Genomic DNA, 24,852 nt, shown 5'->3' on the forward strand with positions numbered 1-24,852 from the left:
AGGACAACAAATGAAGAAGCGCCACCCCGTTCTCCTGCCGATTGCGCTGGGAGCCCTCGCGCTCGCCACCCTCGCCGGGTGCGCGTCGCCGACGGCGACGTCTGAGATCCCGACCGCTAGCCCCACCACTTCTGCTGCCGACACAGCGTCGTCCGACGATGGGACGATCCCCGACATCCCCAGCGGGACGGGAATCTTCACCGCGACCACGATGACGTCGTGCGATACGAAGGGCACGAACGTCGCCGCCAAGGGCACGGTGACGATGCCCGAGGACAAGAAGGGGGACATCGTCATCTCGGTCAGCTGGGTCGACTCCACCAACTCGTCGGTCTACAACCGCGGTGTGGCCACCCTCAAGGACCCGAAGCCCGGCGAGAAGAAGGACTGGACCATCGAATCCACGGTCCCCGCGGACGCTCAGAACCTCTCCTGCGTGCTCGGAGCCGTGATCCCGGAGTAAGGCGCGAGGTGACCGTTGCGCCGCGCGCTCGAGCTGGGCCCGCTCGGCTGACCGGTGCGGCAGAATGTCCGCATGGCGCCGATCAGGACCGAGCGCGGGCTTGACCGGCTCGTCAACTTCTCCGACGCGACGGTCGCGATCGCGATCACGCTGCTCATCCTGCCCCTGGTGGATGCGGCGTCGCAGATCGGGCGCCAGTCCTTCGGCGACTTCGTCGCGGAGAACTTCTGGGAGATCCTGGCGTTCGTGATCTCGTTCGCGGTGATCGCCCGGTTCTGGGTGGTTCACCACCGTGTCTTCGAGGTGGTGAGCTCCTACGACGGGGCGATGGTCTGGTACAACTTCCTCTGGCTGCTGGCCATCGTGTCCATCCCGTTCAGCGCGAACGTGCTGTCCAACGGCGCCGGCGAGCGTCCTGACGTGTACGCGCTGTACATCGGCAACATGATCGTCGCGTCCCTGGCGATGCGCCTGATCGGGGTGGAACTGTGGCGGCACCCGGAGCTGATGACCGAGGAGGGCCGCGCGACCATCGACAAGACCGCCGGCATCGCAGAGCTCATCCTCATGGCGTTGGCGCTGGTCCTCGCTGTCCTGATTCCGGCCGTGAACATGTTCTGGCTGTTCCTGCTGTTCCTCGCCGGACCGCTCCACGCGCTCATCCGCAGGCTCGTCTACGGACCTACGCAGACCCCGGCCTGAGGTATACCGTCGAGGCATGCGACCCAAGACTCTCGTCATCCTCATCGCCGTCGCGGCGGCGTACCTCCTCGGCGCACGCGCGGGCCGCGAGCGCTACGAGCAGATCACCGGTGCGGTGACCTCGTTCTGGAACTCGCCCGACGTCAAGAAGGCCCGCAAGAAGGCCAAGGTGCAGGCCGAGAAGGCGCGCAAGCGCTACGCCTGACCGGCGTCCGGTCGCCGGCACCGCTAACGGCAGCGCCGGCTAACGGTGCTCACGGCTCGTCGTAGTCGCCCTCGGTGTACTCGCCCTCGGGTGCGTCGGCGGGCTCGTCCGAGTCCGTGTACGTGCCCTCGGTGGCCGTCTCGGGCCCGACGCCGTCCGTCTCCGTGTACTGGCCGTGCACCGTGCGCTCGTGCGGCGCCTCGCCGTCGGCCTCGGTGTAGCTGCCCTCGAGGTTGTCGCGTGCGTCGCCGATCGGCTGCTCTGGGTTGCTCATACGACGGACATTACGCCGTAGCGCCGTCGAGGGCTACAGGTGGACGCGCCGTAGCCGCGCACGTCCACCGCGGAGTAGTCTGCGCGCGTCGTAACGACGATGGGCGGGACCGATGAGCGAAGACGCACAGCCGGACGTGTGGCCGCACCACGTGCTGGAGCTGCGCATCCACGGCATCAAGAACACGCCGCCCACCGAGATCCTGGGCCGCGAGCAGAGCGAGCTGCGGCAGAACGCAGGGCGACGAGAACGGCGGATTCTGGTGGGCACCGAACCAGGACGAGCCGGACCGCGACCCGGATGACGCTCCCGGGACGATCGACCCCGCCGTCCCACCGCCGGACGTGCGCACCGAGGCGTACTCCTGGGGCCGTCTCGCACGGTACGGCTCGGGTCCGCTGCTCTTCATCGGCCAGCTGTTCGTCCAGCTGGCATGGCTGCTTCTCGCACCCTTCGGACTCGCCAACACGGCGTACTGGACGCGGCGCATCCCGACCCAGCGGCCCGGTGGGGAGTGGCAATCGGGAGTCGGCGGGGCCTCCCTGCGCATCTTCGCCCTCGGCCTGACGCTGCTCTACGTCTGCGCGCTCGGCTCCGTGAGCTTGGATCTCGGCGTGCAATGCATCACCGGGACCGCCTGTACCGCGCTTCCAGGCGGTTTCCACGACTTCTTCAGCCTCCCTCCGCTCAGCTGGCGCGGACCGCAACTCGCCCTGCTCTCGCTGGTCCCGATCGCGGGCGTGCTGCTGCTCTTCGTCGTCTCCAAGCGTGCTCGCACCCGCTACGAGGCCGCGATCTTCGACGCAGCGGACCGGATGGGCGGGCGCGGACGCGACGCCGACGACCGCCGCCTCCGTCCGCTCGCCTCCGAGGGCTTCTGGCGAACGGCGCGTGTCGGATCGCCGACGGAGCGGCTGCACCTCGCGGCAGCGTTCCTGCTCATCGCGCTGCTCCTCGCGTGGGACCGGATGTTCGCCACGGTGAAGGCGTGCGCCAAGCTGCAGACCTTCGTGACCCCGGAGTGCCTGGGCGGCGCGGCGCAGACGCGCGACCTGCCCGTCCTCGTCGGCGGCATCGTCGCCGCCGCGGGGCTCGTGGTGGCGATCGCGTGCGTCGGCGTGCTGGCCGAGACGACGAACCCCGGGGATGGGCCGGTCAATGAGTACCTGCGCGACCGTCTCCGCCGCACCGGGACCGTCACGGCGTGGATCCTCGTCGCGGCGGTGATCGTGTACGTGTTCGTCGGCGCGTCGCTGTGGTTCGGCGGACAGTATGAGGTGCCCGGGCGCGGCGCGTTCCTCGGGCTCGCGACCGCGCCGTCCATCATCCTGGGCGTGCTCGCGGCCATCTGCATCTCGGCACTCGGCTGGCGTCGCGGTGTGCCGCACTGGCTCTCGATCACGATCATGACCGTGGCCGGCCTGACCTTCCTCGCGGCCGTGGCACAGAACCCGACGACCGAGTCGGGCCACCCCGGCCCCTTGCGCCTTCCGCTCTTCGGCGTCTCCGCCCTCCTCACCGCGGTGCAGCTGGTCCTCGTCTGGTGGTGGCCCCGTTCGCGGTCGGGGCGCCGCTCCGGACCGCCCGAGCGATTCCGCGCCGAGGGCTGGGCGGGCATGGGTCCGGGGATCATCATGCTGCTGTCGCTCGGCGCGGCGATGATCCTGTCGACCCTGCTGGTGCTCGGGGTCGAGGGCTGGCTGGTCAGCGGCTCCCCGCCGTGCGGATGCATCACCGCGGCGCCGCATCAGGTGCTCCGCCCCCGATCGTCTACGCGAACTTCGGGGACGTCCTGCCCTTCATCGCGCTGGCCCTGGCGCTCATCGCCGCCGGCATCGCGCTCTCCCTTCTGCGGTGGATGCCGCTCCTCACCACCCCGCGGACGCGCGACGGCCGCCGGCCCCTGCTCGAGCAGGTCGACGCCTACCGCGACGGCCGCATCGACGCGAGCACGACGGCCGACCGCCTGGCACTGAAGATCCTTCGGGCCCGGCGGCTCGCCGCGCTCGTCCATCGTGGCGAGCCCATCCTCGGCATCCTCGCGGGCCTCCTGGCGGTCGGTTTCGTCGTCGCGCTCGCGGTGTCGTACTCCGCGGTGTTCCGGGCGGTCGATGCGCTCGTGGGACCCGCCCTCGTCGTCATCGCGGCGGCCATCCTGGCGGTGGTCGTCGAGAACGCGCTCACTGCCAAGGAACGGCCCATCAGCGTGATGTGGGACCTCATGTGCTTCCTCCCCCGGGCGGGCCACCCCTTCAGTCCTCCCTGCTACGCCGAGCGGGTGGTCCCCGAACTGCGCGACCGCGTCACGGACTGGCTCACGCACGACCTGGTGCCACCGGACGGTCTCGACCTCGCTGCGCGTCTGCGTTGGCGTGACGACCAGGAGGATGAAGCGCTCAGCCACGACCGCCCGTTCAGCGTCGTGCTCTCGGCCCACAGCCTGGGCGCCGTGCTCGCCGTGTCCACGTTGTTCACTCTGCGGCCGGACCATGCGGACCACCTGCGCAACGTCGGGCTTCTCACGTACGGCGCCCAGCTGCGCGTCTACTTCGGCCGCTTCTTCCCCGAGCTCTTCGGGCCGGATGCGCTGGGCACGCTCGGCTCGCGCCGTCCGCTGCTCGGAAAGGGCGACCCGTGGTTCAGCCAGGTCGAGCTCGACCAGGACGGCGAGCCGGTCGTGATCACCCCGTCGGATGCCGACGACCCGTCGCTCGTGGAGCTGCTGACCCAGCCGGATGGATCCGTCGCCTGGGTCAACCTGTGGCGGCGCACCGATTACCTGGGCTTCCCGATCAACAGCTACCGGCTGGACGACCGCCGCCCCGACGATCTGGATCGCGGCGCCGACGAGTTCGGCCCGCCGCGCTACCTGGTGAAGGTGGCGACGCATCCCGACTACCAGTCCGCCCCGCAGTACCGGGTGGCGTTGCTGGATGTGATCGAGAGGCTTCACCGTACGCCGGGGCCGCCGCGCGGATAACCCCTTGCGGGTCAGGGCGAGCGGGCGTTCTCTGTGCCGCATGACCGATTCGCGTGATGACAAGGAGCCGATCACCGGCAACGACCCGACCAACGGTCTCGCCGGCGATCTCGAGGGCGACGACGGCGGCGCCGTCGAGCCGACCGAGAACCGCAGCCTGTTCGACGAGGTGATCGCCGACCCCGACGGTGACCGTCTCGCAGCGGGCGCGGACGCGGGTGCGGACCCGGATGAGGACTCCGCGACCTCGTACAGCGAAGAGGGCAAGCCGTGAGGCTGCCGGGAAGGAGCGAAGCATGAGCGACACCAGCGGACTGCCGAACACCGACGCCGAGGGCGTGCCCGCCGAGGAGAAGCCGGAGCGTTTCGAAGAGGGCGCCGGCGACCGCGACGCCCAGGCGGCGGAGCCGGCGGAGACCGAGCCCGGACAGTCGGGCGTCTCCGAGCCGGGTGAGACCGGCATTGCGCCCGAGGGCGCAGAGGACGTGACCACGGCGGACGCCGGAGGCGACACGGAGGGTGCAGAGCCCCCGCCCGCCGACTTCGATCCGGCCGATCAACCGTCCAACCCGGACCTCGTCAGCGGCACCGACGCCAGCGAGCCGCCGGACTGATCGGCCCACGAGCTACCGGCCCCGCGCCGGTACCGCGACGGCCCCGCCCTCTTCATCCCGGGGCGGGGCTGTTTTCCGTGGTCAGCGGGCCGTGCTCAGCGCCCGCGCCCCACCAGCCATCCGGCGCCGGCGCCGAGTCCGACCGCGCAGCAGACCGCGCCCACCAGGAGCACCGGGGCGTCCCCACCCGGACGCGGCAGCAGCAGTCCGACGACGACGAGGAACGCGCCGACGTTCAGCAGCACGGCGGCGACCCATCCGAGCGCCGTGCGCAGCGTCGCGTTCATCCCGGGAATCGTATCCCGGGCGTTACTCACCGTCGATCAGCTCGCGGAGGCGTTTGGATTCTCGGGCGATGTCGTCGTGGTCGTTCTGCGCCGCCCGGCTCTCCAGCGAGATGACCGCGCAGCGGTGCACCTTCGTGAAGTCGCCGTACGGGAAGCTGAAGCGGCCCTTCGTCTCCTCGGACTTATCCGGGTCCTCGCCGAGGTGCCAGAGCGCGTAGTCGTCCCAGCCGTTCTTCTCGATGAAGCGGTTCTCGTCGTCCGCGCTGGGCGCGTGCTCGCTCCAGTCGTCGCGCTCGTCGTGCACGACCTTCCCCTGTTCGACCAGCTTCCTGGCGTGCTCGAGGGCCTTCTTGTTCAGGTGGATGGTCATGCCTCGCCCTGGTTCCCGGTCGCCGCGGTCTCCGCGTCCAGCGACTCGTTGATGAGGGAGGCGACCAGCATCCGCCAGTCCGACCCCTCGTGCAGTGTCTCGGTGTAGCCGGGTGGGACCGCGCCGAACACGGGCTCGTGCTCCTCACCCTCGACGGCGATGCGCACCAGCGTCCCCAGTTCGGCATGCGACTCGTCGAGGACGACCCACACCCCCGGCGACTTCTTCTCCACGTGGAAGATGCGGTCCCGGTACGGGTACCGCACGCTGGACATCTCGAGCTCGCTCGCCGACATGGCGACTCCTCTCCTGGGCCGTCGGTCCTATGGAACGCCGTGCGCTGCGGCTTGGCAAGAGGGCGTCCGGCCCGGGTCAGGCGGAGCGGCGCCCGCTCAGCACGCCGTCGATCCGGGCGAGCAGGTCGGCCGGGTCGTCGAAGACCGACACCGCGCCCGCCTCCAGCAGCTCGGAGGGACCCACTCCGCCGGACAGCAGCCCGGCGGAGCGCACGTGCGCCCGCGCCGCCGCCATCATGTCCCAGACCGAGTCGCCGATGAAGAGGGCGTCCGACGGCTGGGCGCCGGCGCGCTCCAGGGCGACCTCGATGATGCCGGGCTCGGGTTTGGCCGTCGCCACGTCGTCCGCGTTCGTGGTCGCGTGGATGGCGTCCTCCGCGTCCAGCGTGTCCATCAGCAGCGCCAGCTCGTCCTCGGGCGCCGACGTCGCCAGCACCACGCGGATGCCGCGCCCGGACAGCTCGCGCAACAGGTCCGCCGCCTGGTCGAAAGCCCGCAACCGGCCCGACTGCTCCCTGTAGTGCTGCGAGTGCAGGTCTTTCGCGCGCGTGATCCACTCCTCGTCGCGCTCGCCCACCAGCTGCTCCAGCAGCCGGGCGGAGTCCTGCCCGATGGCCCGGTGGATGCGCCACGAATCCACCGGCGTGCCCATCTCGGCGAACGCGCGGCTCCACGCGTCGACGTGCAGGAAGTTGGAGTCGACGAGGGTGCCGTCGACGTCGAAGAGCACAGCGGAGATGGTCATGGCTCCACGACTACCACCCCTTGCGCGCCGGCGGGATGGGGTGCACCGTGCCCGGCATGGCCGATCACACCTACCCCGAGCTCACCGACCCGCGCACCGCCATCGTCACCGGTTCGGACTCCGGCATCGGACGCGCCACCGCCGTCGCGCTCGCGAAGGCGGGCATGGATGTGGGCATCACCTGGCACTCCGACGAGGAGGGCGCAGAGGAGACCGCCCGCCTGGTCCGCGAGGCCGGGCGCCGCGCCGTCGTCACCCAGCTCGACACCACGGACGCCCCGGCCTGCGGCGACGTCGTCGACAGGCTGGCCGACGAGCTCGGCGGCTGCGACGTCTTCGTCAACAACGCCGGCATCAATGGCGGCACGCCGTTCTTCGAAACGGACTGGGACATCTGGCGGAAAACCATCTGCGGCGACCTCGACGGCGCGTTCGTCTGCATCCAGCGCATGGCGCGGCGGATGGTGGATGCGGGACGCGGCGGACGCATCATCGGCGTGACGAGCGTCCATGAGCACCAGCCGCGGGTCGGGTCCGCCGCCTACGACGCCGCGAAGCACGGCCTCGGCGGCCTGCTCAAGACCCTGGCCCTCGAGCTCGGCGAGTACGGGATCACCGCGAACGCGGTCGCGCCCGGCGAGATCTCGACGCCGATGAACGACGCCGAGGACGAGGACCCGCGCGAGGTGCATCGGCCCGGCGTTCCGATTGGCCGTCCGGGCGACGCCCGCGAGGTCGCGTCGGTGATCGCGTTCCTCGCTTCACCGGCCGCGTCCTACGTGACCGGCGCGTCGTGGGCGGTCGACGGCGGGATGCTGCAGATGGGCCCGCAGGCCGGCTCGCACCTGACCTCGGACGACTGGCGGCGGCTGTAACAGACCGCGCTGTCTATCGCGGATCGCGTCGACCTGCTGAGCTTTAAGGACATCGTCCCCGCTGCTCTCCCCTCATCCGGCGCGGGACGGATGCAGGTCGGCGGGCCCGCCTTTCGGGCATGACGGACCCGCCGGCTCCCGCGAACTTCTCTGCGACTCCGCGTCACGATCCGCGGGACAGGCTCGTCTATGGGTATGAACCCGTAAAGTCCGAGCCCCAGAAGGAGTGCGATGGCCGCGGCGACCCGCACCGCGTCGAGACGCACGACGCATCGATCGTCCTTCGTCGCGCCCTCGAACGGGTCGTCCATGGTTCCCGACGCTCTCTCCTGGCGGAAGGGCGTCGAGGGAGGGACGCCACCGAAGGGACCGGCGGCCTGGAGCGCGGCGAGCGTCACGGACTCCGGCCGCACGGTCGTGGACGCGGGACCGTACGGGATCATCGACCTCGCGCAGGCGGAGCCGTGGGAAGAGGTTCCGCAGCTCGGGGTGGTGTGGTGGGACAAGCGCTCCTTCCGCGCGGAGGACGACGACTTCGGGACCATCCAGACGAGCTTCGTCCCGGCCTCGACCGCTGATCACGTGTCGCTGGCTCCGCGGCCGGACCCCACGCAGGCGGTGCCGTCTGCGTCGTCCTCTGCCGCGCCGGACCCAGCACCGACTCCGACGCCGACCGCGTATTCGGCTGCCGCGCCGGGGCCGGCTGCACCGATGCCAGCTGCGCCGCCGGTCGGTGCACCGCCGGTCGCAGCGCCGAGCCCGGATGCGGCACCCACCCCCGTCCCCGCGGCGCGACCGGCACCGCCCGACGACTCTCCGAAGCGGACGCGTCATGCCCGGCGGTCCCGACACGTCGCCCTCGTCCCGAAAGGTCGCGGCGCCCGGCGGCTCCGCGTAGACGATGGTCATCCCCGCCGGGCGAAGCTGCGGCGGCGTCGTACCCGGCGCCGCACCGTCCTCGGCGCGGTCGTCCTCGTGGTCGCCTTCGCAGTGACACTGCTGGTCCAGACCATGCTGGTCACGCCGTTCACCGTTCCGTCCAGCTCGATGGAGAACACGCTGTTCCCGGGCGACCGCATCGCCGTCAACCGGCTGGCCTACGCGTCCGCCCCGATCCAGCGCGGCGATGTCGTGGTCTTCCGCGATCCGGGTGGCTGGCTGGACGGCTCACGGGCTCGGGCGTCGACGGGCGACTTCCTCGTCAAGCGCGTCATAGGCATCCCCGGCGACAAGGTGACCTGCTGCAGCGACGGCGGCCGTGTCACTGTGAACGGGCGTGAGCTGTCGGAGGCCTACGCGGTCATCCCGGCGGGTCAGCCGGCTGCCGGATCGTCGTTCGATGTGACGGTGCCGGCCGGATCGCTCTGGGTGCTCGGTGACAACCGTCTGCAGTCCCGCGATTCGAGCCGGACGCAGGACCTCCCGACGCGCGGTTTCGTCCCGATCGCCGACGTCGTCGGTCAGGCAGCTGCGACGTTCTGGCCCCTGAACCACCTCGCGCCGATACCCTCCGGCCGGGAGACGTTCTCCAGCATCCCCGACACGATATGCCCGATCTGAGAGCCGTGGCCTTCGCCGACGATGAGGTCGATGGGCTCGACGAATGCGTCACCGGTGCGCCGGAGCCCAACGGCGCCTCTGGCTTCGCAGCCGAGTTCGCGATGCCGACCGTCATGCCACAGCCGGTCCGGCCGCTCGCGATCCTCGCGCTGCTCCTCGCCTTCGTGGTCCCGTTCGTCGCGATCCCGCTCGGGCACTCCGTGCTGCGCAGGTCGCATGACGGTCGTGACCGTCGAGTCGCGCAGATGTCGATCATCATCGGGTACCTCACGACGCTGCTGCTGGCCCTGGTCGGCCTCAACCTGGTGGTCGCGCTCTTCCTTCACACGGCATGACCCGATGGCCGCGGAGACGGCCGCTCCATCAGCGCACGACAGACGATGACCAGGCGTGCTCGAGGAACACCGACTCCACCGCCGAGCCGTCCGCCGGCGCCGAGTACACGGTGAAGTCCCCATCGGAGCCCGCCACCGGCAGCCCGAACAGCAGCGTCCGGTCGTCCAGCCACTCCGCCTGATCGTCCACGTGTCCCGCAAGCGGGAGGACGGTCTCGGCCTTCGAGCCGAGGTCGTAGACCGCGAGCGTCCACCGTGGGGCACCGGCCGTTCCGAGGTTCTTCTTGTAGGCGACCCGCGTGCCGTCCGGTGACAACGACGGGCACTCCGCTCCTTCGCGCACCGCGACGAGCGTGCGACCCCGGATGTTGCCGCGGGCCAGCCACGTCCGCCCGTTGGAGGCGGCCGTCGCGTAGAAGGTATTGCCGTCGTCGGCGAACGTCACGCCCCAGAAGTTCAGGTCGGCGGCGGCGTACGGCTTCCCGTCCAGCAGGAAGGTGAAGGCGTCGAGCGGGCCGTAGTAGGCGCCGTGCACCCGAGTGATGATCGTCTGGGTCGAGAAGGCGACACCCCCGTACGATTCGCCGTCGACGAAGCCGGTCCAGGCCGCGAGTTGCGAGTCGGGGGACAGGCGGGTGCGGCTCGGCGGGCCGGGGAGCGACCAGAACACGTTCTCGGACCCGTCGGCTTCGTAGAGCGTCGCGCGGTAGCCCACGGGGTGGGTGTCGAGCCGGCTCAGGCAGGAGAGCGCCGTGTGCGTAGCGGCGACGCGCTCGCAGGTGAGCGGCGAGACGGTGCGCTCCCCTCTCGGCGCGGACAGGGCGACGGAGGAGACCTTGCCGAAGTCGGCACCGGGGGCGGTGTTGCGGAAGACGATCCTCGGAACGGTCGGCGCGCGCCATCCCGAGTTCGCCGCCGGAGCGGGCTCCGGGGTCGCCGGGATGTGCGGGCCCGGTGTCGGCGGACCGGCTGTCGGCGGGCTCGGTGCCCAGCAGCCCGTCAGGCACAGGGCGGCGACCGTCGCGACCGTCGCCGCCGCGACCCGCGTGGCCCGTGTGCTCCCGAAGATTCGCATCCGCCGATCCCTTCGCCCTCTTCCTACTCTCGAGGACACGGTGGGTGGCAGAGCATGAGACGAAAAGTTCAGCCGATGAGGGACACCGCCCGCGCGATGACCAGCGCGAGAAGGACGAACCCGGCGAACGACTCCAGCGCCATGAGCAGCTTCGCCCGGTGCGTGAGCGGCATGGTGTCCGTCGGGCTGAAGGCCATCGAGTTGGACAGCGAGAAGTAGAAGTAGTCGATGTAGTTCGGCACCCAGTCGGCCTTCTTGCTCGACCCGCGGGCGACCTCGTCGACCGCGTCGTGGTCCTCGTCCTGCGGGAAGCGGAAGTCCGCCAGCGCCAGCTTCGGGCGCGGGACCATCGCGCGCGCCACCGGGCCGCCGCGATCCAGCACCCAGTACATCAGCGCGAACGCGATCACGTTGGTGATCCACACCTGGAGGGAGGCGAGGAGCAGTTCGTAGCCGTTCCCGTTCTTGTTGAGCAGTCGCACGATCGTCTCGCCGAGCGCGATCTGGTTGGCGACGAGGATGAAGATCGCCAGTGCGATCTCCGCCCGTCGCGACCAGGCCGACTCGCGGGTGAGGCGGTGCGGGTTGTAGACCACCAACGCGATCACCATCAGCAGGCAGATGCCGACGACCGCGTACCGCTCGATCGCGGGGACGACGCTCGGCAGGAACGCGTAGGCGGCGAGGGCGATCACGGTGGCGATCACGGCGGGCCAGCGATGCTCCGGCTCCGCGGTCCGCTCTCTTCTCGGTCTGGGTCACATCCGCAGGTTACCCAGGGAGTGGGCGACCTCAGTTGAAGATCGCCCACTCCGATCGGTCGAGTCGGGCACGGTTGCCGTTGATGACGAGGTACCAGGAGCCTTCGTCGCGATGAAGGTACTCGGCGAGGATGGTGGTGTACTTCCACTCCCCATTCACCAGATTCCACCGGATCAGGGAGATGAGCTGGCCCTGGCGCAGGTACGGGACCGCGACGAAATCATCTTGACGGTGGGGCTCCGGTGCGCTGCGGGCCCCCGTCCGCTGCATGCTCATGTGCGAACTGTAACTCCGGCGCAGGCCCGCTGGATATACCCCCGATATCTGCGTCAGGCAAGACGCCCCTCGGGTTTCAGTCCGCGGGGCTCGTCACCAGCTCGCGCACGGACCGGACCGGCGCGATTGTCCGGTGCTCCGCCGACTCGTAGGCGGCGAGGATGATGCCCAGCACCTCGATCCCCTCCTTCTGCGTGTGCAGGGGTCGCGTCCCGTCGAGGATGCTGCGTGCGAAGTGGGCGATCTCCTCGCCGAACTCGTGCACCGGCTCCAGCTCGTAGACGGTCGGCTCGTCGTCACCGCGACCACGGAACGTGAGCGCGGTCCCGTCGCTGGTCAGGCTCCCCGACTCGCCCACCACCGAGAACTTCTCGGTGCCGTCCGCCGGCTGGTACGCCCAGCTCGTGACCAGGCTGCCGATCACGCCGTTGTCGAAGCGCACGAGCACCTGAGCGGAGTCCTCGCCCTCCATGAACGTCAGGCGGTGCGTCGCCAGCATCGCGGTGACCTCGACCGGCGATCCGCCCGCCAGGTGCAGCAGCAGGTAGGTCGGGTGGTAGCCGGTGTCGATGAGTTCGCCGCCGCCGCTGGTGGAGGCGTGGGCGCGCCATCCCATGTTCGACGGGTCGAAGTCGTTGAAGAAGCTGTCGGTGGTGCGGACCTCGTACACGCGGCCGAGGACGCCGGCGTCGATGAGCTCCTTGGCCTTCGCGACGGCGGGCAGGAACAGCTGGTTGTGCGCGCACATCAGGGTGACGCCGGCCTCGGCGACCGCGGCGTCCACCTCGGCGGCCTCCTCCGGGGTGAGGCAGAGCGGTTTCTCGCACAGGATGTGCTTGCCGGCGCGGGCGGCGGCGACGATCGCGTCCTTGTGCAGGTGGTGGGGCAGGCAGATGTCGACCGCGTCGATGTCCGCCTCGGCGAGCATGGTCGCGTAGTCGGCGTAGATCGCGGCTCCGGAGTCGCCCGCGCGGCTCTCCGCCGACTCGCGGACGGGGTCGGCGACGGCGGCGAAGGTGACCGTCTCGGGATTGCGCAGGTAGCCGGCGACGTGGGCTCCGGCGATGCCGCCGGCTCCGATGAGGCCGATTCGGACCGTGTTGCTGGGCATGGTGAACGTGCTCCTAAGAGGAAGAGGGTGGGGGAAGAGGAAGGGGTCAGGCGTCAGGCGACGGGCACGGGCGCGAGCTCGACGACGCGACCGGTCGCGGCCGACTCGTTCGAGGCGACGACCATGCGGGTCAGCTCGACGGCGTGGCGCAGGTTCTCGTCGGCTGTCGTGCCGTCGTGGATGTGCTGCACCCACTGCGCGAAGGCGCCAGGGCGCGGGTCCGGGAGGGGCAGCTCCTGCCAGTCCTCGCCGAACGCGCCGCCCTTGGCAAGCAGGCGCTCGCCGCCGAAGCCGAACGTCAGCGTGGCTTCCGTCCCGCGCAGCTCGACGGTGAAGGCGCCCGGCGTGGTGACGACGCTCGCCTCGAAGACGCCGAGGCGCCCGCCGGGGAAGGCGGCCGTGACGACCGCGTTGTCCTCGACGGCGCGTCCCGTGACGCTGCCGTAGCTCGCCGTGATGCTGAGCGGTTCCGCCCGGTGGAAAAGGCGGGTCAGGTAGGCCGGGTGGCAGCCGAGGTCGGTGAGCGCTCCGCCGATCGCGGCATCCGGATCGGCGAACTGCTCCGGCAGCCAGCCCGCGACCCAGCCGTCGTGCGCCAGCCGCACGCGCGAGTAGGTGAGCTCGCCGAGCGTCCCCTCATCGAGCACGCGCTCGATCGCGACGGTGTAGTCGTCGTAGAGGCGCGGGAGCGAGACGACCAGCGCGACGCCGGCCTCGCAGGCGAGGTCGACGAGCTCCTGCGCCTCCTCCACGGTGGGGGCGAGGATCTTCTCGGTGAAGACGTGCTTGCCCGCCGCGATGGCGCGGCCGATGACGTCGCGGTGCTGGTCGGTCGCCGTCGTGATGGTGACGGCGTCGAGCTCCGGACGCGCGAGCAGTTCGTCGAGGTCGGCGACGAACTCCACGCCGAATTCCTCGGCGGCCGCGCGGCCGCGGTCGGCGTCGTCGTCCCAGACGGCGACGAGGGTGGTGTCGGGGTGCTGCTGGACGTTGCGCGCGTAGTCGCCCGCATGGACGTGCCAGAAGCCGATCGCTGCGACAGCGAGTTGGTGGGACATGCCTGTCAAGGCCTCCTTGCCAGATGGATTCGATGCGCGCGAACTTCGAAAGCGTACCTTCTGCTCCCGAGCAGTCGGAAGACCTTTGTGCGGATTTCTGGAATCGTTCCCAGATTCGGCATGATCGAGGGGTGAGCAACGCGACGATGCATCTCGATGGCGACGGCTGGACGATCCGGGAGGCCCTGGGCGACACCGCCGAGTGGTACCTCGGGGCACCTCTGCCGGAGGCGGGCAACAATGTGGCGGAGGCGTCCGCGGCGATCGCCGCGGCACCGGGCTGGCTGCCAGCGCGGGTGCCCGGGGCCGTCATCGACGACCTGCACCGGGCAGGGGAGGTGCCGGACCCGCGCGTGGGCCGCAACAGCCGAGCGTCCGAGTGGGTCGCCGAGCGGTCGTGGGTCTATCGGCGGCCTGTCGACCTGGAGGCATCGGCTGCGCAGGGCGTGGCGGTGCTGGAGCTCGACGGCGTCGACCCCGGAGCGGACGTCTACTGGGACGGGGAACGGCTCGGCTCGGTCGACGGGCTGTATCACCGGGGCCGGTTCGCGCTGACGCCGCAGCAGCGCACGGCGGGGCGGCACAAGCTGGCGCTGTGGGTGCATCCCGCGCCGGTCTCGGAGCCGCAGGTGGGTCGCACGGAGCGGGTGCGCGTCCACACCCCGCGGCTCGGGTACGGCTGGGACTTCTCGCCGCGGTTGCGTCACCAGGGCGTGTGGAAGGGCGTGCGGCTCCGGTTCGGCCGGGCGCTGCTCGGGGATGTCGTGGTGCGTTCGCGGGTCGATGGGCGCGAGGGTGTGGTCGAGGCGTCGTGGGAACCGCCGATCGGTGCCGAGATGGGAGAGGCGGTGACGGTCTCCATCGCCCTGGACGGGAAGCTGCTCGCCTCCGAGGACGCTCGGGCGGCCGACGGGTCGGCGCAGGTGCGCATCCCGGACCCGGAGTTGTGGTGGCCGAGCACCGTGGGCGCCCAGCCGCTCTACGAGGTGACGGTCGCCCTGGCCGATGCCGACGCGACGACCCGGACCGTGGGTTTCCGTACCGCCGAGCTGGCGCCGAATCCTGGCGCTCCCGCCGGCGCCCTCCCGTACACCGCCGTCGTGAACGGGCGACGGGTCGACCTGATCGGCTGGAACTGGACCCCGGCGGACTCCCTCTTCGGCTCGATCGACGAGGCGAAGGTGGAGCACCTGCTCGGCCTCGCCGCAGCGTCCGGCGCCCGCCTGATGCGGGTGTGGGGCGGCGGGCTGATCGAGACCGAGCACTTCTACGCCACGTGCGACCGCCTCGGCCTGCTGGTGTGGCAGGAGTTCTCGCAGTCGAGCTCGGGGATGCAGAGCGCGCCGAGCACGGACCCGGGGTTTGTCGCCCTGATGCGGGCCGAGGCGGAGGCGCTGGTCCCGACGCGCGTTCACCATCCGTCGCTGCTGCTCTGGGGCGGAGGGAACGAGCTCGACGAGGGCGGCGTCCCGCTGTCGGACGATCGGTCGCCGGTGCTCGCCGCGCTGTCCGAGACGGTCGCACGCCTGGGCGCGGGCCGCGGGTGGCTGCCGACCTCCCCGACGGGGCCGGAGTTCCACAACCGGCTCGACCGCATCGAGGCCGACCCGGACGGCCAGCACGACGTGCACGGACCGTGGGAGCACCAGGGGCTGGTGGGGCACTACACGCTCGCCAACGCCGGCACGAGCCTGGCCCACACAGAGTTCGGCGTCGAGGGGATGACGAACCTGCGATCGCTTACGGCACTGATCCCCGAGGGTGACCGCTGGCCCGCCGACCGCACCAACCCGGTCTACCGGCACCTGGGCGAGTGGTGGAACAACGCCGATCAGGTGACGGAGCTGTTCGGCGGCCGCCCCGACACGCTCGAGACGTTGAACCGGGCGTCCCAGCTGCTGCAGGCGACGGGGCTGCAGTACTCGGTGGAGGCGGACCGGCGACGGGCCCCCCGCTGCAGCATGGTGCTGCCGTGGCAGCTGAACGAGAGCTTCCCGAACGCGTGGTGCACGGCGGCGGTCGACTTCCGCGGCGATCCGAAGCCGGCCTTCTTCGCCGTGGCGCGCGCGTTCGAGCGGCGGCGGGTGACGCTGAAGGTCTCGCGCGCGGCATGGGCCGGCGAGCGGACCGCGTCCGTCGAGGCGTGGCTGTGGGCCGAGGATCCGGTCGCGGCCGGCTCCTCCGTCGCGCTGCGCGTCCGCTCGCTCGACGGGATGGTGCTGGCCGAGCAGGAGTTCGTGGCGCCATCGGTGGCGGATCCCCTTCCGGTCGGAACACTGGAGGTGCCGGTCAGAGCCCTGAATGGGGTCTTTCTCTGGGAGGCGGAATGGCGGCATGCTGACGGTGTGATCGACCTCGAACGGATGATCGCGACGGCGACGTCGGACTTCGCCGCCCTGCTCGACCTGCCTGCGCCGACACTCGAGACCGCGCGCGAGGATGACGGCACGGTGGTCGTCCGCAACGTCGGCGGGCTCGCCGCCCTCACGCTGCGGGTGGTGGATGCGCGTCCTGCCGCCGAGCCAGGCATCCTCTCCGTGGGAGGCGATCCGCGCCCCCTGCTGCCTGGGGAGTCGCGGCGGTTGGCGGCGTCTCCGGGCGTCCCTGTGCTGGTGGAGGCGTGGAACGCGACGCCCGCCGATCCAGGCGGCACACCGCGTCCGTTCACGGCGCGTTCAGATCCGGATGATGTGATAGCCCCGTGAAGACGCGAATCGCGGAGTACCCGCGGCCGGACCACTTCCTTTTGCACATCAGCGACACCCACCTCCTGGCGGGCGGCGAACGCCTCTACGGCACCGTCGACAGCGAGCAGCACCTGCGGGCCCTGCTCGCCGAGGTGGAGGAGTCGGGCGGACGCCCGGAGGCCATCGTTTTCACGGGCGATCTGGCCGACCGCGGCCAGCCCGACGCCTACGCCCGCCTGCGCGCGCTGGTGGATCCGGCGGCCGAGCGGATGGGCGCCCGCGTCATCTGGGTGATGGGCAACCACGACGACCGGGCCTCGTTCCGCGAGGGCCTGCGCGACGAGCTCGGCGACGTGTCTCCGATCGACGACGTGTACTGGATCGGCGGCCTCCGCGTGATCGTGCTCGACTCGACCGTTCCGGGTCACCACTACGGCGATGTGAGCGAGTCGCAGCTGGACTGGCTGGCGGCCGAGCTGGCGACCGCGGCGCCCGAGGGCACCATCCTCGCGATGCACCACCCGCCCATCCCGAGCGTGCTCGACCTGGCCGTGTCGGTGGAGTTGCGCGACCAGTCCCAGCTGCGCGAAGTGCTCGAGGGCAGCGACGTGCGCAGCATCCTCGCCGGGCATCTGCACTACTCGTCGACGGCGATGTTCGCGGGCATCCCGGTGTCCGTCGCGTCGGCCAGCTGCTACACGCAGGACCTCAACGTGCCGGTCGGAGGCACGCGCGGCCGCGACGGGGCGCTGGCGTTCAACCTCGTGCACGTCTACCCGAACACGGTGCTGCACTCGGTCGTCCCGCTCGGGCACTACCCGACGCTCGACTACGTGGACGCGGAGGAGTCCGCCCGCCGCCTGGCCGCGGACGGCATCCGCATCCCGCCGGCCGCCCGCCGCGAGGCGCCGACCGAGCCGATCAGCATCCTCGCCTGACGCCCGGCGGCGCGGGGATCAGGCGGGGCGCTCCCACGGGGCGGGGAACGGGAAGTAGCGCTCGAGGAAGTCGGTCACGATGCGCGTGCGCTCGGCCGGGTCGATCTCGGGCTTCGAACCGTCGTTGAGGCAGAACATGTCCTGGTCGCGCTTCTTCAGCAGGCGGCGCATCATGTCCGGAGCCTGGCGCAGCGTCGTCTCGATGTAGAGCACCTTCGCCTGCGTCTGCGTCACCGCGCGGCCGGTCATCAGCGCGTAGTAGTGATACAGCGAATTCGTGACCGAGATGTCGGTCGCGGAGCGGAACGGGCTCGTCGCCGTGCGGCGGAAGTCCTCGGGGAACTCCCGTTCCATCTCGCGCAGCACGCTGATCGTCAGCGGCGCTGCGCAGTGCTCCAGGTGGCGGGTGGTGACGGCACCGAAGCGCTCCCACAGCAGCCGCCGGTTGACGCGCGCCGCATTCTCGAACCCGCTGCGCGCCGGGTCGGTCTCCCCGAGCCCGATGCGCGTGCCCGCCTCGACGAACTTCGTGACGCCACCCGGCGAGAAGAACACGTCGGGTGACAGCGGCCGCCCGATGAACATGTCGTCGTTGGAGTACAGGAAGTGCTCCGACAGCCCCGGGATGTGGTGCAGCTGGCTCTCGACGGCGTGCGAGTTGTGGGTCGGCAGGCCCGACTGGTCGGAGAAGAAGTCCTCGCTCCGCATGATGTGGATGCGCGGATGCTCCGGGTCCAGCCACGACGGCACCGGGGAGTCGGTCGCGATGTAGATGTTGCGGATCCAGGGCGCGAACATGTGGACGCTGCGGAGCGCGTACTTGAGCTCGTCGATCTGCCGGTAGCGGGCCTCGTTGTCGTCGCCCTCGCCGACGACGTACGCCGCCATCTGCGCGGCCCGCCGTCGCTGGAACTCGGTGTCCGAGCCGTCGACCCACGAGAACACGATGTCGATGTCGAAGGCGATGTCGCTCGAGAGCGGGTCGAACATGTGCTGGAGGGTGCGCCAGCGGCGTCCGTACAGCTCGACCTCGGCCTCGACCGCCTCGCTGCGGGGCAGGCGCGGACGCATCAGGGCATTCGGGCAGGGCGCCGTGATCTCGTCGTCGCCGAACTTCCAGAACTCGAGCTGGAAGGCGGTCTCCGCGCCGTAGCGGAGGCGTCCGATCGGTTCCAGCCGCGGGCGGAAGATGCGCAGGATGTCTGCCTTGCGGCGCGAGAGGCGGCCGTCGGCGATGAGCAGGTCCCCGTCCTCCGTGCCCTTCTCGGGGTCGATGCTGCGCGCGTAGAACGGCTCGTCGGCGAAGGCCGCGGCGAGGGCTGCGGCGGCCTGCTTGCGGTTGCGCCGGTCGAGGGCGACGATCAGGCGGTTGTCGTCGTCGCGGACGAGCAGGTACTCGAGCCCGGCCTCGTCGAGGGCGTCGCGCACGGCGAGGAGGTCTTCGATCATCGACTCCCGCGGCGTGAACGGCCCGCTGACCAGCGTGTAGAGGCCTTTGCGCAGCACGACGTCGTCGCGGGCGAACCGGCGCACGCCGATGCCGGGGTCGCTGGTGACGACGACGGGCTCGGGCTGGTCGGACAGGGATGCGGGAGGAAGGTCAGCCATTACATGCATAACTCTAGGCCGCTCCCGGCGCGCCACCCGCCGCGGGGTCGTACGGCCGGTTCAGCCGAGCAGGTCGCGCACGGTCGCGAGCAGCAGAGAGCGCGCCTCCGGCGTCACCAGCCACGGCGCGAAGCCGTCGGCGGAGAGGAAGAAGGTCGCCCGCGCGGCCGGCGCGACGCTCCCGTCGGCCATCCGCGCGCCGGCCGGTGTGAGGCCGATCACGGCCCGGCCCGACTCCGGCTCGCGCGCGACGACCGCGGCCTCCTCCGGCGGATCCCCGACGGTCAGCTTCGACCGGCCACGGTAGACGACGACCTCGCCGGACAACCCGGCGGCGACCGGGTGCGCCGGGTCGGAGATGCGGATGCGGTCCACGGACAGCGGGACAGCGGCCGCGGACGCCAGCCCGAGCGGCACGAGGTGCGCCCACGCGAGCAACGGGACCGGGCGCGCCGCCGCGGCCCGCGCGACCTCCTCAGGAGCCTGGCGGGTGACGATGACGAGGTCGGCGTCCGGATCGTCACCGACGTGCGCGCGCATCCCGGCGCCGCCCAGGAATTCGACCAGCTCCCGGTCGCCGGGCGCCGGGTTCGCGCCCGTGAGGACTGCGATGCGGGCGCCCTCGCCGTGCGGGCGGTGGGGAGCGACGCCCAGGCGGCCGAGAGCCGTGTCGACCAGGACGAGGACGGCCGCGCGGGCCACGTCGGCGAATTCGGCCTCCAGAGTACGGCGGGCGGAGAGGAGGCGATCGGTGGCGCCCGCGCTCACGTCGTCGCCTGCGAGCACACGGCAGGCGAGCACGCCGGCGGCTCCCGCCGCACGCGCAGCCGCGATCCAGGGCGCCAGCTGCGCGGCGAGGTCGGCCGGCGTCGAGGGGCCGGCGTGCGTGTCGGCCAATTCGGCGAGCAGAGTCTCGGCGTCGCGCCATCGCTCGGCGGCGACCAGCTCGTCCAGCCGAGGCCAGCGTGCCGCTCCAGGTGGCCAGGCGCTGCACGCGTCGACCAGGGTCCGCAGGCCGTCATCGGGCCCGGCGACCGCCTCGTATGCGCGCGTTGCAGCGGCGGCCGGAGAGTACACGGCAGGATCCGCCGCCCACTCCGCGACCGTCTCCAGCGCGAAGTGCGACGGCGCCGCCTCCACCATCGGGTTGGCGACGACGCCGACGAGACCGGGTCCGGCCTCCCGCCCGGTCAGCGGTCCGAGGAACAGCCGCGAGCGGTCGAAGTCGTTGACGGGGAAGTTGTCCCACAGCACGAGGTCACGGCCGAAGCTGCGCGCGGCCTGTGCGACGTCGTCGGCGGTCACCTCGCCGACGACGATGTCGGCCCCGGTCCACAGCACACGCGCGTCGGCGGGCAGCGTCTCCGAGAGCCCGGCGCGGTAGGGCGTGCGCGAGAGTCCCGCGTAGTCGGTCGGGCAGAGCAGCACCGGCTCGTCGATCCCGGCCGGCCGGAGGAACGCGTCCTGGAACCGCGCCGCCACGGCACCGTGCGCGCGGCCGAGCGCTTCCGGGTCGTCCATGGGCACGTCGTCGAAGAGCAGTGCGAACGACCGGATGCCGGCCTCGAGCAGCTGCCGGCACTTGACCGCAAGCGCGTCGTGCTCGGCGTCCTCGTCGAACCGCATCGAGAGCCCGGGCGAGATCGCGTAGACGAACCGCACTCCGCGCGCGGCCGCCTCGTCGCTCAGCCGCGCGAGGTCGGCGAGCCGGTCGGCGGGATACGGCTCCCGCCACGCGTCACGGTGCCACGGGTCGTCCTTCGGCGCGTAGACGTAATGGTCGAGGCCGATGGCACCGCCGCGCTCGAACCAGGCGAGCCGGTCGGCGTGTGACCAGGGCTCGCCGTAGAAGCCCTCGACGACGCCGCGCCATGTCAGGCCGCTCACCGGCCGCCGCCATGCCACGACGACCACAGCTCGGCGTAGGCGCCGCCCGCGGCCACCAGCTCCTCGTGGCTGCCGAGCTCGTCGATGTGGCCGTCGCGGACCACCGCGATCCGGTCGGCGTCGTGCGCGGTGTGGAGGCGGTGCGCAATCGCGACGACCGTGCGCCCCTCCAGCACGCGGTTCATCGCGCGCTCGAGGTCGCGTGCGGCGGTCGGGTCGAGCAGGGACGTGGCCTCGTCCAGGATGAGCGTGTGCGGGTCGAGCAGCACGAGCCGCGCGAGCGCGAGCTGCTGCGCCTGCGCCGGGGTGAGGACGACCCCGCCGGAGCCGAGGACCGTGTCCAGGCCCTTCGGCATGGAGCGGACCCAGCGCAGTGCATCCACGACCCGCAGGGCGCGGGCGAGCTCGTCGCGACCGGCACCGGGCTTGGCGAGCGACAGGTTCTCGGCGATGGTGCCGACGAAGACGTGGTGCTCCTGCGTGACCAGCGCGACGTGGCTGCGCAGGTCGTCGAGCGGCAGGTCGACCAGTCGGACGCCGCCGACGGTGATCCGGCCGCCGGACGGTTCGGTGATCCCCGCCATCAGGCGGCCCAGCGTCGACTTGCCCGAGCCCGACGGGCCGACGATCGCCAGCCGCTCGCCGACGGCGAGGTCGAGCGAGACGCCGTGCAGCACCTCCGTGCCTTCGCGGTAGGAGTAGCGCACGTCCGACGCCTCGACGTGCTCGTCGGCCGGCTGCTCACCGGTCGCGTGGCGGTCCTCGGGCACGTCGGCGACGCCGATGATGCGCGAGAGGGCGGTGGTGCCGACCTGGATCTCGTCGAGCCAGCTGATCAGCTCGTCGACCGGCGAGACGAGCTGCATGGCGTAGAGCGCGACGGCGGTGACGGCGCCGATGCCGACCACGCCGGCCCCGACCAGGTAGGCGCCCCAGGCGAGCACGACGATCACCGGCAGCAGGAAGGCGATATCGGTGCTCGGGAAGAACCAGGACCGCAGCCACAGCGTGTACCACTCCGACTCGCGGCGTTCTCGCAGCGCGGCGTCGATCTTCGTCCGCTGTGCGGGCGCGAGGCTGAGCGCTTCGATCGTGCGCACGCCGTCCACGGTCTCGCTGATGGTGCCGCCGAGGGTGGCGTACGACGCGAGCTGCCGCTGGTAGCCGGGGCCCGAACGCTTGAGGTACCACCGCGTGGCGAAGACCAGGATGGGCACCCCGGCGAACATGGCGACGGCGACCGGCGGGCTCACCAGGAACGCGGCGACCACGGTCAGCACGGCGGTCACCGCGGCCACGAGGATGCGCGGCACGCCGAACCGCACCGTCTGGGCGACCGACTGGATGTCGTTGGTCGTGCGGGCGAGCAGGTCGCCCGTCCCGGCCGCCTCGACCGTCGAGAGGGGAGTCGTGCGACGGTCGCCAGGAACTCCTCCCGCAGCTGGGCGAACACGCCCTCGCCGAGGATCATCGACTGCCGCTGCGCGAACCGGATCAGCACGGCCTGGCAGATGATCGCGCCGAGCAGCACCAGCGCGATCGTGTCGATCCCCGAGGACCGCAGGCTGCCGCCGGTGATCCCGTCGATGATGAGGCCGATGAGCGCGGGCCCGGCGAGTCCAGCGACGGCGGCGAGCGTGTGCAGCACGAGGACGACCGAGAGGCCGCCGCGGTGCTGGCGGATGAGGCGGGCGCCGGTCGCCCGCACGGTCGCGGTGCTAGCGATCGGAAGCAGCATCGTCCGTCCCCTTCTTCGCCTTCTTCGTCTTCTTCTTGTTCTTGGTGCGTTTGCGGTCGCCGGCCGGGCGCTGGGCGGACACCGGATGGGTGGCCGTCCACAGCGCGTCGATGGACCCGGTCCACGCCGCGTCGAGGTCTTCGCCGTCGGCGGGTTCGGCTGCGCTGATGGTGCGCGAGACGATCGCCCGGTAGAGGTCGCCGAGGTCGTCGTCCTCGCGCAGGAGGGACTGATGGGTACCGGTGCCGACGACGCGGCCCTTCCGGACGACGGCGATCGTGTCCATCCGGTCGAGCAGCAGGGGACTGGCGGTCACGACGACGGTGGTCCGGCCGTCGCGGGCCTCCCGCAGCCGCTCGGCGATCTGCGCCTCGGTGTGGGCGTCCACTGCGCTGGTCGGCTCGATCAGCACCAGGACCTCCGCGTCGGTGAGCAGCGCCCGGGCGAGGCTGAGGCGCTGGCGCTGGCCGCCGGAGAAGGTGCGCCCCCGCTCCGCGACGCGCTCGTGCACGCCCTCGGGAAGCGCCTCGACGGTCTCGCTGGCCGCGGCGGTGTCGAGCGCGGCCGAGACGCGGCGGAGGCGACCGGTGGAGGTGTCCGTGAACTCCTCGTCGCGGATGGGCAGCGTGTCGAGGCCGTCGAGGAGCTTGCCGCCGAAGAGGTGCGGGTTCGCGTCGTTCACGACGATGCGCTCGCGGACCTCCCGCACCGGGACGCGGGTGTGGTCCACGCCTCCCCAGAGCACGGGCGCCTCCTCGTGGACGCTGTCGTCGAAGCGGCCGAGGCGCGTCGCGATGCCGGCCGCCTCGTCCGGGTCGGCGTCGACGATGGCTGTGAACCGGCCGGGCTCGATGATCACGCCGGACGCCAGGTCTTCGATCGCCGAACCCCAGGCCGGAGCTTCGGCCGCTTCGGCGGTGTCCCGGGCGGCGGGCTGGGTGCGGAGCACCGACAGCACCCGGCGCGCGGAGACGACGCCCGCGGTGAAGGTCTGCGCGGCCTCGACCGCGGTGCGGAGCGGTAGCACCAGGAAGGTCGCGTAGCCGTAGAACGCCGTCAGCTGACCGGGGGTGATCGTGCCGTCGAGGGCCAGATGCGCGCCGAACCAGACGATGAACACCAGGAAGGCGCCGGGCAGCAGCACCTGCAACCCGTCCAGCCAGCTCTGCGTCTTCGCCACCCCGACCCCCGCCGCGCGCACCCGCTGCGACTGCTTCGCGTAGCGCTCCACGAACTCATGCTCACCGCCGATCCCGCGCAGCACGCGCAGGCCGACGACGGTGTCGGCGCCGAGCGTGGTCAGGCCGCCGGCCTCCTCGCGCCACACCGCCTGACGCGTGCGCAGCGGGCGCAGCAGCAGGGCGAGCACGAGCGCGACCGCGGGCACGCCGATCACCACGGCGAGGCCGAGCGGGAGGGAGGCGTTCAGCATGATGATCGACACCGCGACGAACGCGACGACGCCCCCGCCGAGCCGTGCGGTCACGTCGAACATCGCCCCGAGGCGGAGGGAGTCGGTGCTCACGGTCGCGACGATCTCGCCTGACGACGTGGTCGCGGTGATCGCCGGTCCGGTCTCGGCCGAGTGGTAGCCGATCAGTCGCGCAACGCCGAGCGACGAGCGCAGCCAGTTGGACACGGCCATCCGGTGGCGCAGCATCCCCGTGACCGCCTGGATCACGGCCACGACGAGCAGCGCACCGCACCACGCCCACAGCGCGGACGGGTCGCCGGACACGCCCTCATCGACGGCGCGGCCGAGCAGGTACGGCCAGACGGCCTGGCACAGCATCCACACGACGCCGAACAGCACGCCGGCGGTGAGGGTCGCGGGCTGCCGGGCCGCCTGCCAGAGCAGGAAGCGGGGCACCGACGACAGGTGCTTCTCGGTCGGACGGACGGAGGGGATGCGTGCCCCGCGCGGTGTGCGCGGGGGCGACGGGCGGGCAGCGCGGACGCTGGACATCTTCGGTGCTCCTGGGGGGATCGAGCGGTGAGAGAGAGGA

Annotated in this window: 26 protein-coding genes and 1 pseudogene; 13 read left to right on the plus strand and 14 right to left on the minus strand. The window is 71.4% G+C overall.

The window, feature by feature from the left end; translation table 11 throughout:
- Nucleotides 1-10 precede the first annotated feature (10 nt).
- From ACRAWB_RS13795 to ACRAWB_RS13805, 3 genes are all read left to right on the plus strand, one after another.
- Nucleotides 11-463, plus strand: coding sequence for a hypothetical protein (locus ACRAWB_RS13795; protein WP_431353827.1), 453 nt, complete (start codon nucleotides 11-13; stop codon nucleotides 461-463).
- 72 nt (nucleotides 464-535) lie between these two features.
- Nucleotides 536-1,165 carry a TMEM175 family protein gene (locus tag ACRAWB_RS13800; protein ID WP_431353828.1) on the plus strand — a complete coding sequence of 210 codons (630 nt, stop codon included), beginning with the start codon at nucleotides 536-538 and terminating at the stop codon, nucleotides 1,163-1,165.
- 16 nt (nucleotides 1,166-1,181) lie between these two features.
- Nucleotides 1,182-1,370 carry a hypothetical protein gene (locus ACRAWB_RS13805; protein ID WP_431353829.1) on the plus strand — a complete coding sequence of 63 codons (189 nt, stop codon included), beginning with the start codon at nucleotides 1,182-1,184 and terminating at the stop codon, nucleotides 1,368-1,370.
- Between the two features lie 49 nt (nucleotides 1,371-1,419).
- Here ACRAWB_RS13805 and ACRAWB_RS13810 read toward each other — a convergent pair whose 3' ends face one another.
- Entirely contained in the window at nucleotides 1,420-1,644 is a 225-nt protein-coding gene (locus tag ACRAWB_RS13810; RefSeq protein ID WP_431353830.1) for a hypothetical protein, read from the minus strand.
- Nucleotides 1,645-1,756: 112 nt separating this feature from the next.
- On the opposite strand from ACRAWB_RS13810, the gene ACRAWB_RS13815 reads away from it, so the two are divergent.
- The 5 genes from ACRAWB_RS13815 to ACRAWB_RS13835 are packed head-to-tail and all read left to right on the plus strand — an operon-like array spanning nucleotide 1,757 to nucleotide 5,238.
- Nucleotides 1,757-1,948, plus strand: coding sequence for a hypothetical protein (locus tag ACRAWB_RS13815; protein WP_431353831.1), 192 nt, complete (start codon nucleotides 1,757-1,759; stop codon nucleotides 1,946-1,948).
- A 40-nt stretch (nucleotides 1,949-1,988) separates the two neighbouring features.
- Nucleotides 1,989-3,620 (plus strand): hypothetical protein, encoded by a 1,632-nt coding sequence (locus ACRAWB_RS13820; protein ID WP_431353832.1) that lies wholly within the window; start codon nucleotides 1,989-1,991, stop codon nucleotides 3,618-3,620.
- Nucleotides 3,503-4,624: a hypothetical protein gene (locus ACRAWB_RS13825; protein WP_431353833.1), complete on the plus strand. Its 1,122-nt coding sequence runs from the start codon at nucleotides 3,503-3,505 to the stop codon at nucleotides 4,622-4,624. Before ACRAWB_RS13820 ends, ACRAWB_RS13825 begins: the two co-directional genes overlap by 118 nt.
- A 40-nt stretch (nucleotides 4,625-4,664) precedes the next feature.
- A complete protein-coding gene (locus ACRAWB_RS13830; RefSeq protein ID WP_431353834.1) occupies nucleotides 4,665-4,898 on the plus strand; it encodes a hypothetical protein in 234 nt (77 codons plus the stop codon).
- A 22-nt stretch (nucleotides 4,899-4,920) separates the two neighbouring features.
- Nucleotides 4,921-5,238: a hypothetical protein gene (locus tag ACRAWB_RS13835; protein ID WP_431353835.1), complete on the plus strand. Its 318-nt coding sequence runs from the start codon at nucleotides 4,921-4,923 to the stop codon at nucleotides 5,236-5,238.
- Between the two features lie 95 nt (nucleotides 5,239-5,333).
- Here the strand turns inward: ACRAWB_RS13835 and ACRAWB_RS13840 are convergent, their stop codons facing one another.
- From ACRAWB_RS13840 to ACRAWB_RS13855, 4 genes are all read right to left on the minus strand, one after another.
- Nucleotides 5,334-5,525, minus strand: a complete 192-nt coding sequence (locus ACRAWB_RS13840) for a hypothetical protein (protein ID WP_431353836.1) — start codon at nucleotides 5,523-5,525, stop codon at nucleotides 5,334-5,336.
- Between the two features lie 22 nt (nucleotides 5,526-5,547).
- Nucleotides 5,548-5,895 carry a hypothetical protein gene (locus tag ACRAWB_RS13845; protein ID WP_431353837.1) on the minus strand — a complete coding sequence of 116 codons (348 nt, stop codon included), beginning with the start codon at nucleotides 5,893-5,895 and terminating at the stop codon, nucleotides 5,548-5,550.
- Nucleotides 5,892-6,191, minus strand: a complete 300-nt coding sequence (locus tag ACRAWB_RS13850; protein ID WP_431353838.1) for a hypothetical protein — start codon at nucleotides 6,189-6,191, stop codon at nucleotides 5,892-5,894. The genes ACRAWB_RS13845 and ACRAWB_RS13850 overlap by 4 nt, the downstream gene beginning before the upstream one ends.
- A 76-nt stretch (nucleotides 6,192-6,267) precedes the next feature.
- On the minus strand, nucleotides 6,268-6,936 hold the full coding sequence (locus ACRAWB_RS13855) for an HAD family hydrolase (protein ID WP_431353839.1): 669 nt from the start codon (nucleotides 6,934-6,936) through the stop codon (nucleotides 6,268-6,270).
- Nucleotides 6,937-6,992: 56 nt separating this feature from the next.
- Here ACRAWB_RS13855 and ACRAWB_RS13860 point away from each other — a divergent pair, with 56 nt between their 5' ends.
- The 3 genes from ACRAWB_RS13860 (at nucleotide 6,993) to ACRAWB_RS13870 (ending at nucleotide 9,706) form a co-directional block, all read left to right on the plus strand.
- A complete protein-coding gene (locus tag ACRAWB_RS13860) occupies nucleotides 6,993-7,811 on the plus strand; it encodes an SDR family oxidoreductase (protein ID WP_431353840.1) in 819 nt (272 codons plus the stop codon).
- 309 nt (nucleotides 7,812-8,120) lie between these two features.
- Nucleotides 8,121-9,371 (plus strand): signal peptidase I, encoded by a 1,251-nt coding sequence (lepB, locus tag ACRAWB_RS13865; RefSeq protein WP_431353841.1) that lies wholly within the window; start codon nucleotides 8,121-8,123, stop codon nucleotides 9,369-9,371.
- The gene (locus tag ACRAWB_RS13870; protein WP_431353842.1) at nucleotides 9,359-9,706 is read left to right on the plus strand and encodes a hypothetical protein; all 348 of its coding nucleotides are present in this window, start codon (nucleotides 9,359-9,361) and stop codon (nucleotides 9,704-9,706) included. The genes lepB and ACRAWB_RS13870 overlap by 13 nt, the downstream gene beginning before the upstream one ends.
- A 28-nt stretch (nucleotides 9,707-9,734) precedes the next feature.
- Here the strand turns inward: ACRAWB_RS13870 and ACRAWB_RS13875 are convergent, their stop codons facing one another.
- From ACRAWB_RS13875 to ACRAWB_RS13895, 5 genes are all read right to left on the minus strand, one after another.
- Nucleotides 9,735-10,781 (minus strand): TolB family protein, encoded by a 1,047-nt coding sequence (locus ACRAWB_RS13875; protein ID WP_431353843.1) that lies wholly within the window; start codon nucleotides 10,779-10,781, stop codon nucleotides 9,735-9,737.
- Nucleotides 10,782-10,849: 68 nt separating this feature from the next.
- Nucleotides 10,850-11,488, minus strand: coding sequence for a hypothetical protein (locus ACRAWB_RS13880; protein ID WP_431353844.1), 639 nt, complete (start codon nucleotides 11,486-11,488; stop codon nucleotides 10,850-10,852).
- Nucleotides 11,489-11,573: 85 nt separating this feature from the next.
- Nucleotides 11,574-11,819 (minus strand): hypothetical protein, encoded by a 246-nt coding sequence (locus tag ACRAWB_RS13885; RefSeq protein ID WP_363806297.1) that lies wholly within the window; start codon nucleotides 11,817-11,819, stop codon nucleotides 11,574-11,576.
- Nucleotides 11,820-11,895: 76 nt separating this feature from the next.
- Nucleotides 11,896-12,930 carry a Gfo/Idh/MocA family protein gene (locus ACRAWB_RS13890; protein WP_431353845.1) on the minus strand — a complete coding sequence of 345 codons (1,035 nt, stop codon included), beginning with the start codon at nucleotides 12,928-12,930 and terminating at the stop codon, nucleotides 11,896-11,898.
- Nucleotides 12,931-12,983: 53 nt separating this feature from the next.
- Complete coding sequence (locus tag ACRAWB_RS13895) at nucleotides 12,984-13,988, minus strand: Gfo/Idh/MocA family protein (protein ID WP_431353846.1); 1,005 nt, start codon at nucleotides 13,986-13,988, stop codon at nucleotides 12,984-12,986.
- A 131-nt stretch (nucleotides 13,989-14,119) separates the two neighbouring features.
- On the opposite strand from ACRAWB_RS13895, the gene ACRAWB_RS13900 reads away from it, so the two are divergent.
- Both ACRAWB_RS13900 and ACRAWB_RS13905 read left to right on the plus strand, forming a co-directional pair.
- Entirely contained in the window at nucleotides 14,120-16,693 is a 2,574-nt protein-coding gene (locus ACRAWB_RS13900) for a glycosyl hydrolase 2 galactose-binding domain-containing protein (protein ID WP_431353847.1), read from the plus strand.
- On the plus strand, nucleotides 16,690-17,613 hold the full coding sequence (locus ACRAWB_RS13905) for a phosphodiesterase (RefSeq protein ID WP_431353848.1): 924 nt from the start codon (nucleotides 16,690-16,692) through the stop codon (nucleotides 17,611-17,613). Before ACRAWB_RS13900 ends, ACRAWB_RS13905 begins: the two co-directional genes overlap by 4 nt.
- 18 nt (nucleotides 17,614-17,631) lie before the next feature.
- Here the strand turns inward: ACRAWB_RS13905 and ACRAWB_RS13910 are convergent, their stop codons facing one another.
- The 4 genes and pseudogenes from ACRAWB_RS13910 to ACRAWB_RS13925 all read right to left on the minus strand — a co-directional run bounded on the left by ACRAWB_RS13910 (nucleotide 17,632) and on the right by ACRAWB_RS13925 (nucleotide 24,812).
- Nucleotides 17,632-19,221 (minus strand): stealth family protein, encoded by a 1,590-nt coding sequence (locus ACRAWB_RS13910; RefSeq protein ID WP_431353849.1) that lies wholly within the window; start codon nucleotides 19,219-19,221, stop codon nucleotides 17,632-17,634.
- A 60-nt stretch (nucleotides 19,222-19,281) separates the two neighbouring features.
- A complete protein-coding gene (locus tag ACRAWB_RS13915) occupies nucleotides 19,282-21,108 on the minus strand; it encodes a protein O-GlcNAcase (protein ID WP_431353850.1) in 1,827 nt (608 codons plus the stop codon).
- A pseudogene (locus ACRAWB_RS13920) lies at nucleotides 21,105-22,846 on the minus strand (ABC transporter ATP-binding protein). The gene ACRAWB_RS13915 and the pseudogene ACRAWB_RS13920 overlap by 4 nt, the downstream one beginning before the upstream one ends.
- Complete coding sequence (locus ACRAWB_RS13925; protein ID WP_431353851.1) at nucleotides 22,827-24,812, minus strand: ABC transporter ATP-binding protein; 1,986 nt, start codon at nucleotides 24,810-24,812, stop codon at nucleotides 22,827-22,829. The pseudogene ACRAWB_RS13920 and the gene ACRAWB_RS13925 overlap by 20 nt, the downstream one beginning before the upstream one ends.
- Nucleotides 24,813-24,852: the final 40 nt, after the last annotated feature.

It is taken from the genome of Leifsonia poae (assembly GCF_050632865.1).
Taxonomy (GTDB): domain Bacteria; phylum Actinomycetota; class Actinomycetes; order Actinomycetales; family Microbacteriaceae; genus Leifsonia; species Leifsonia poae_B.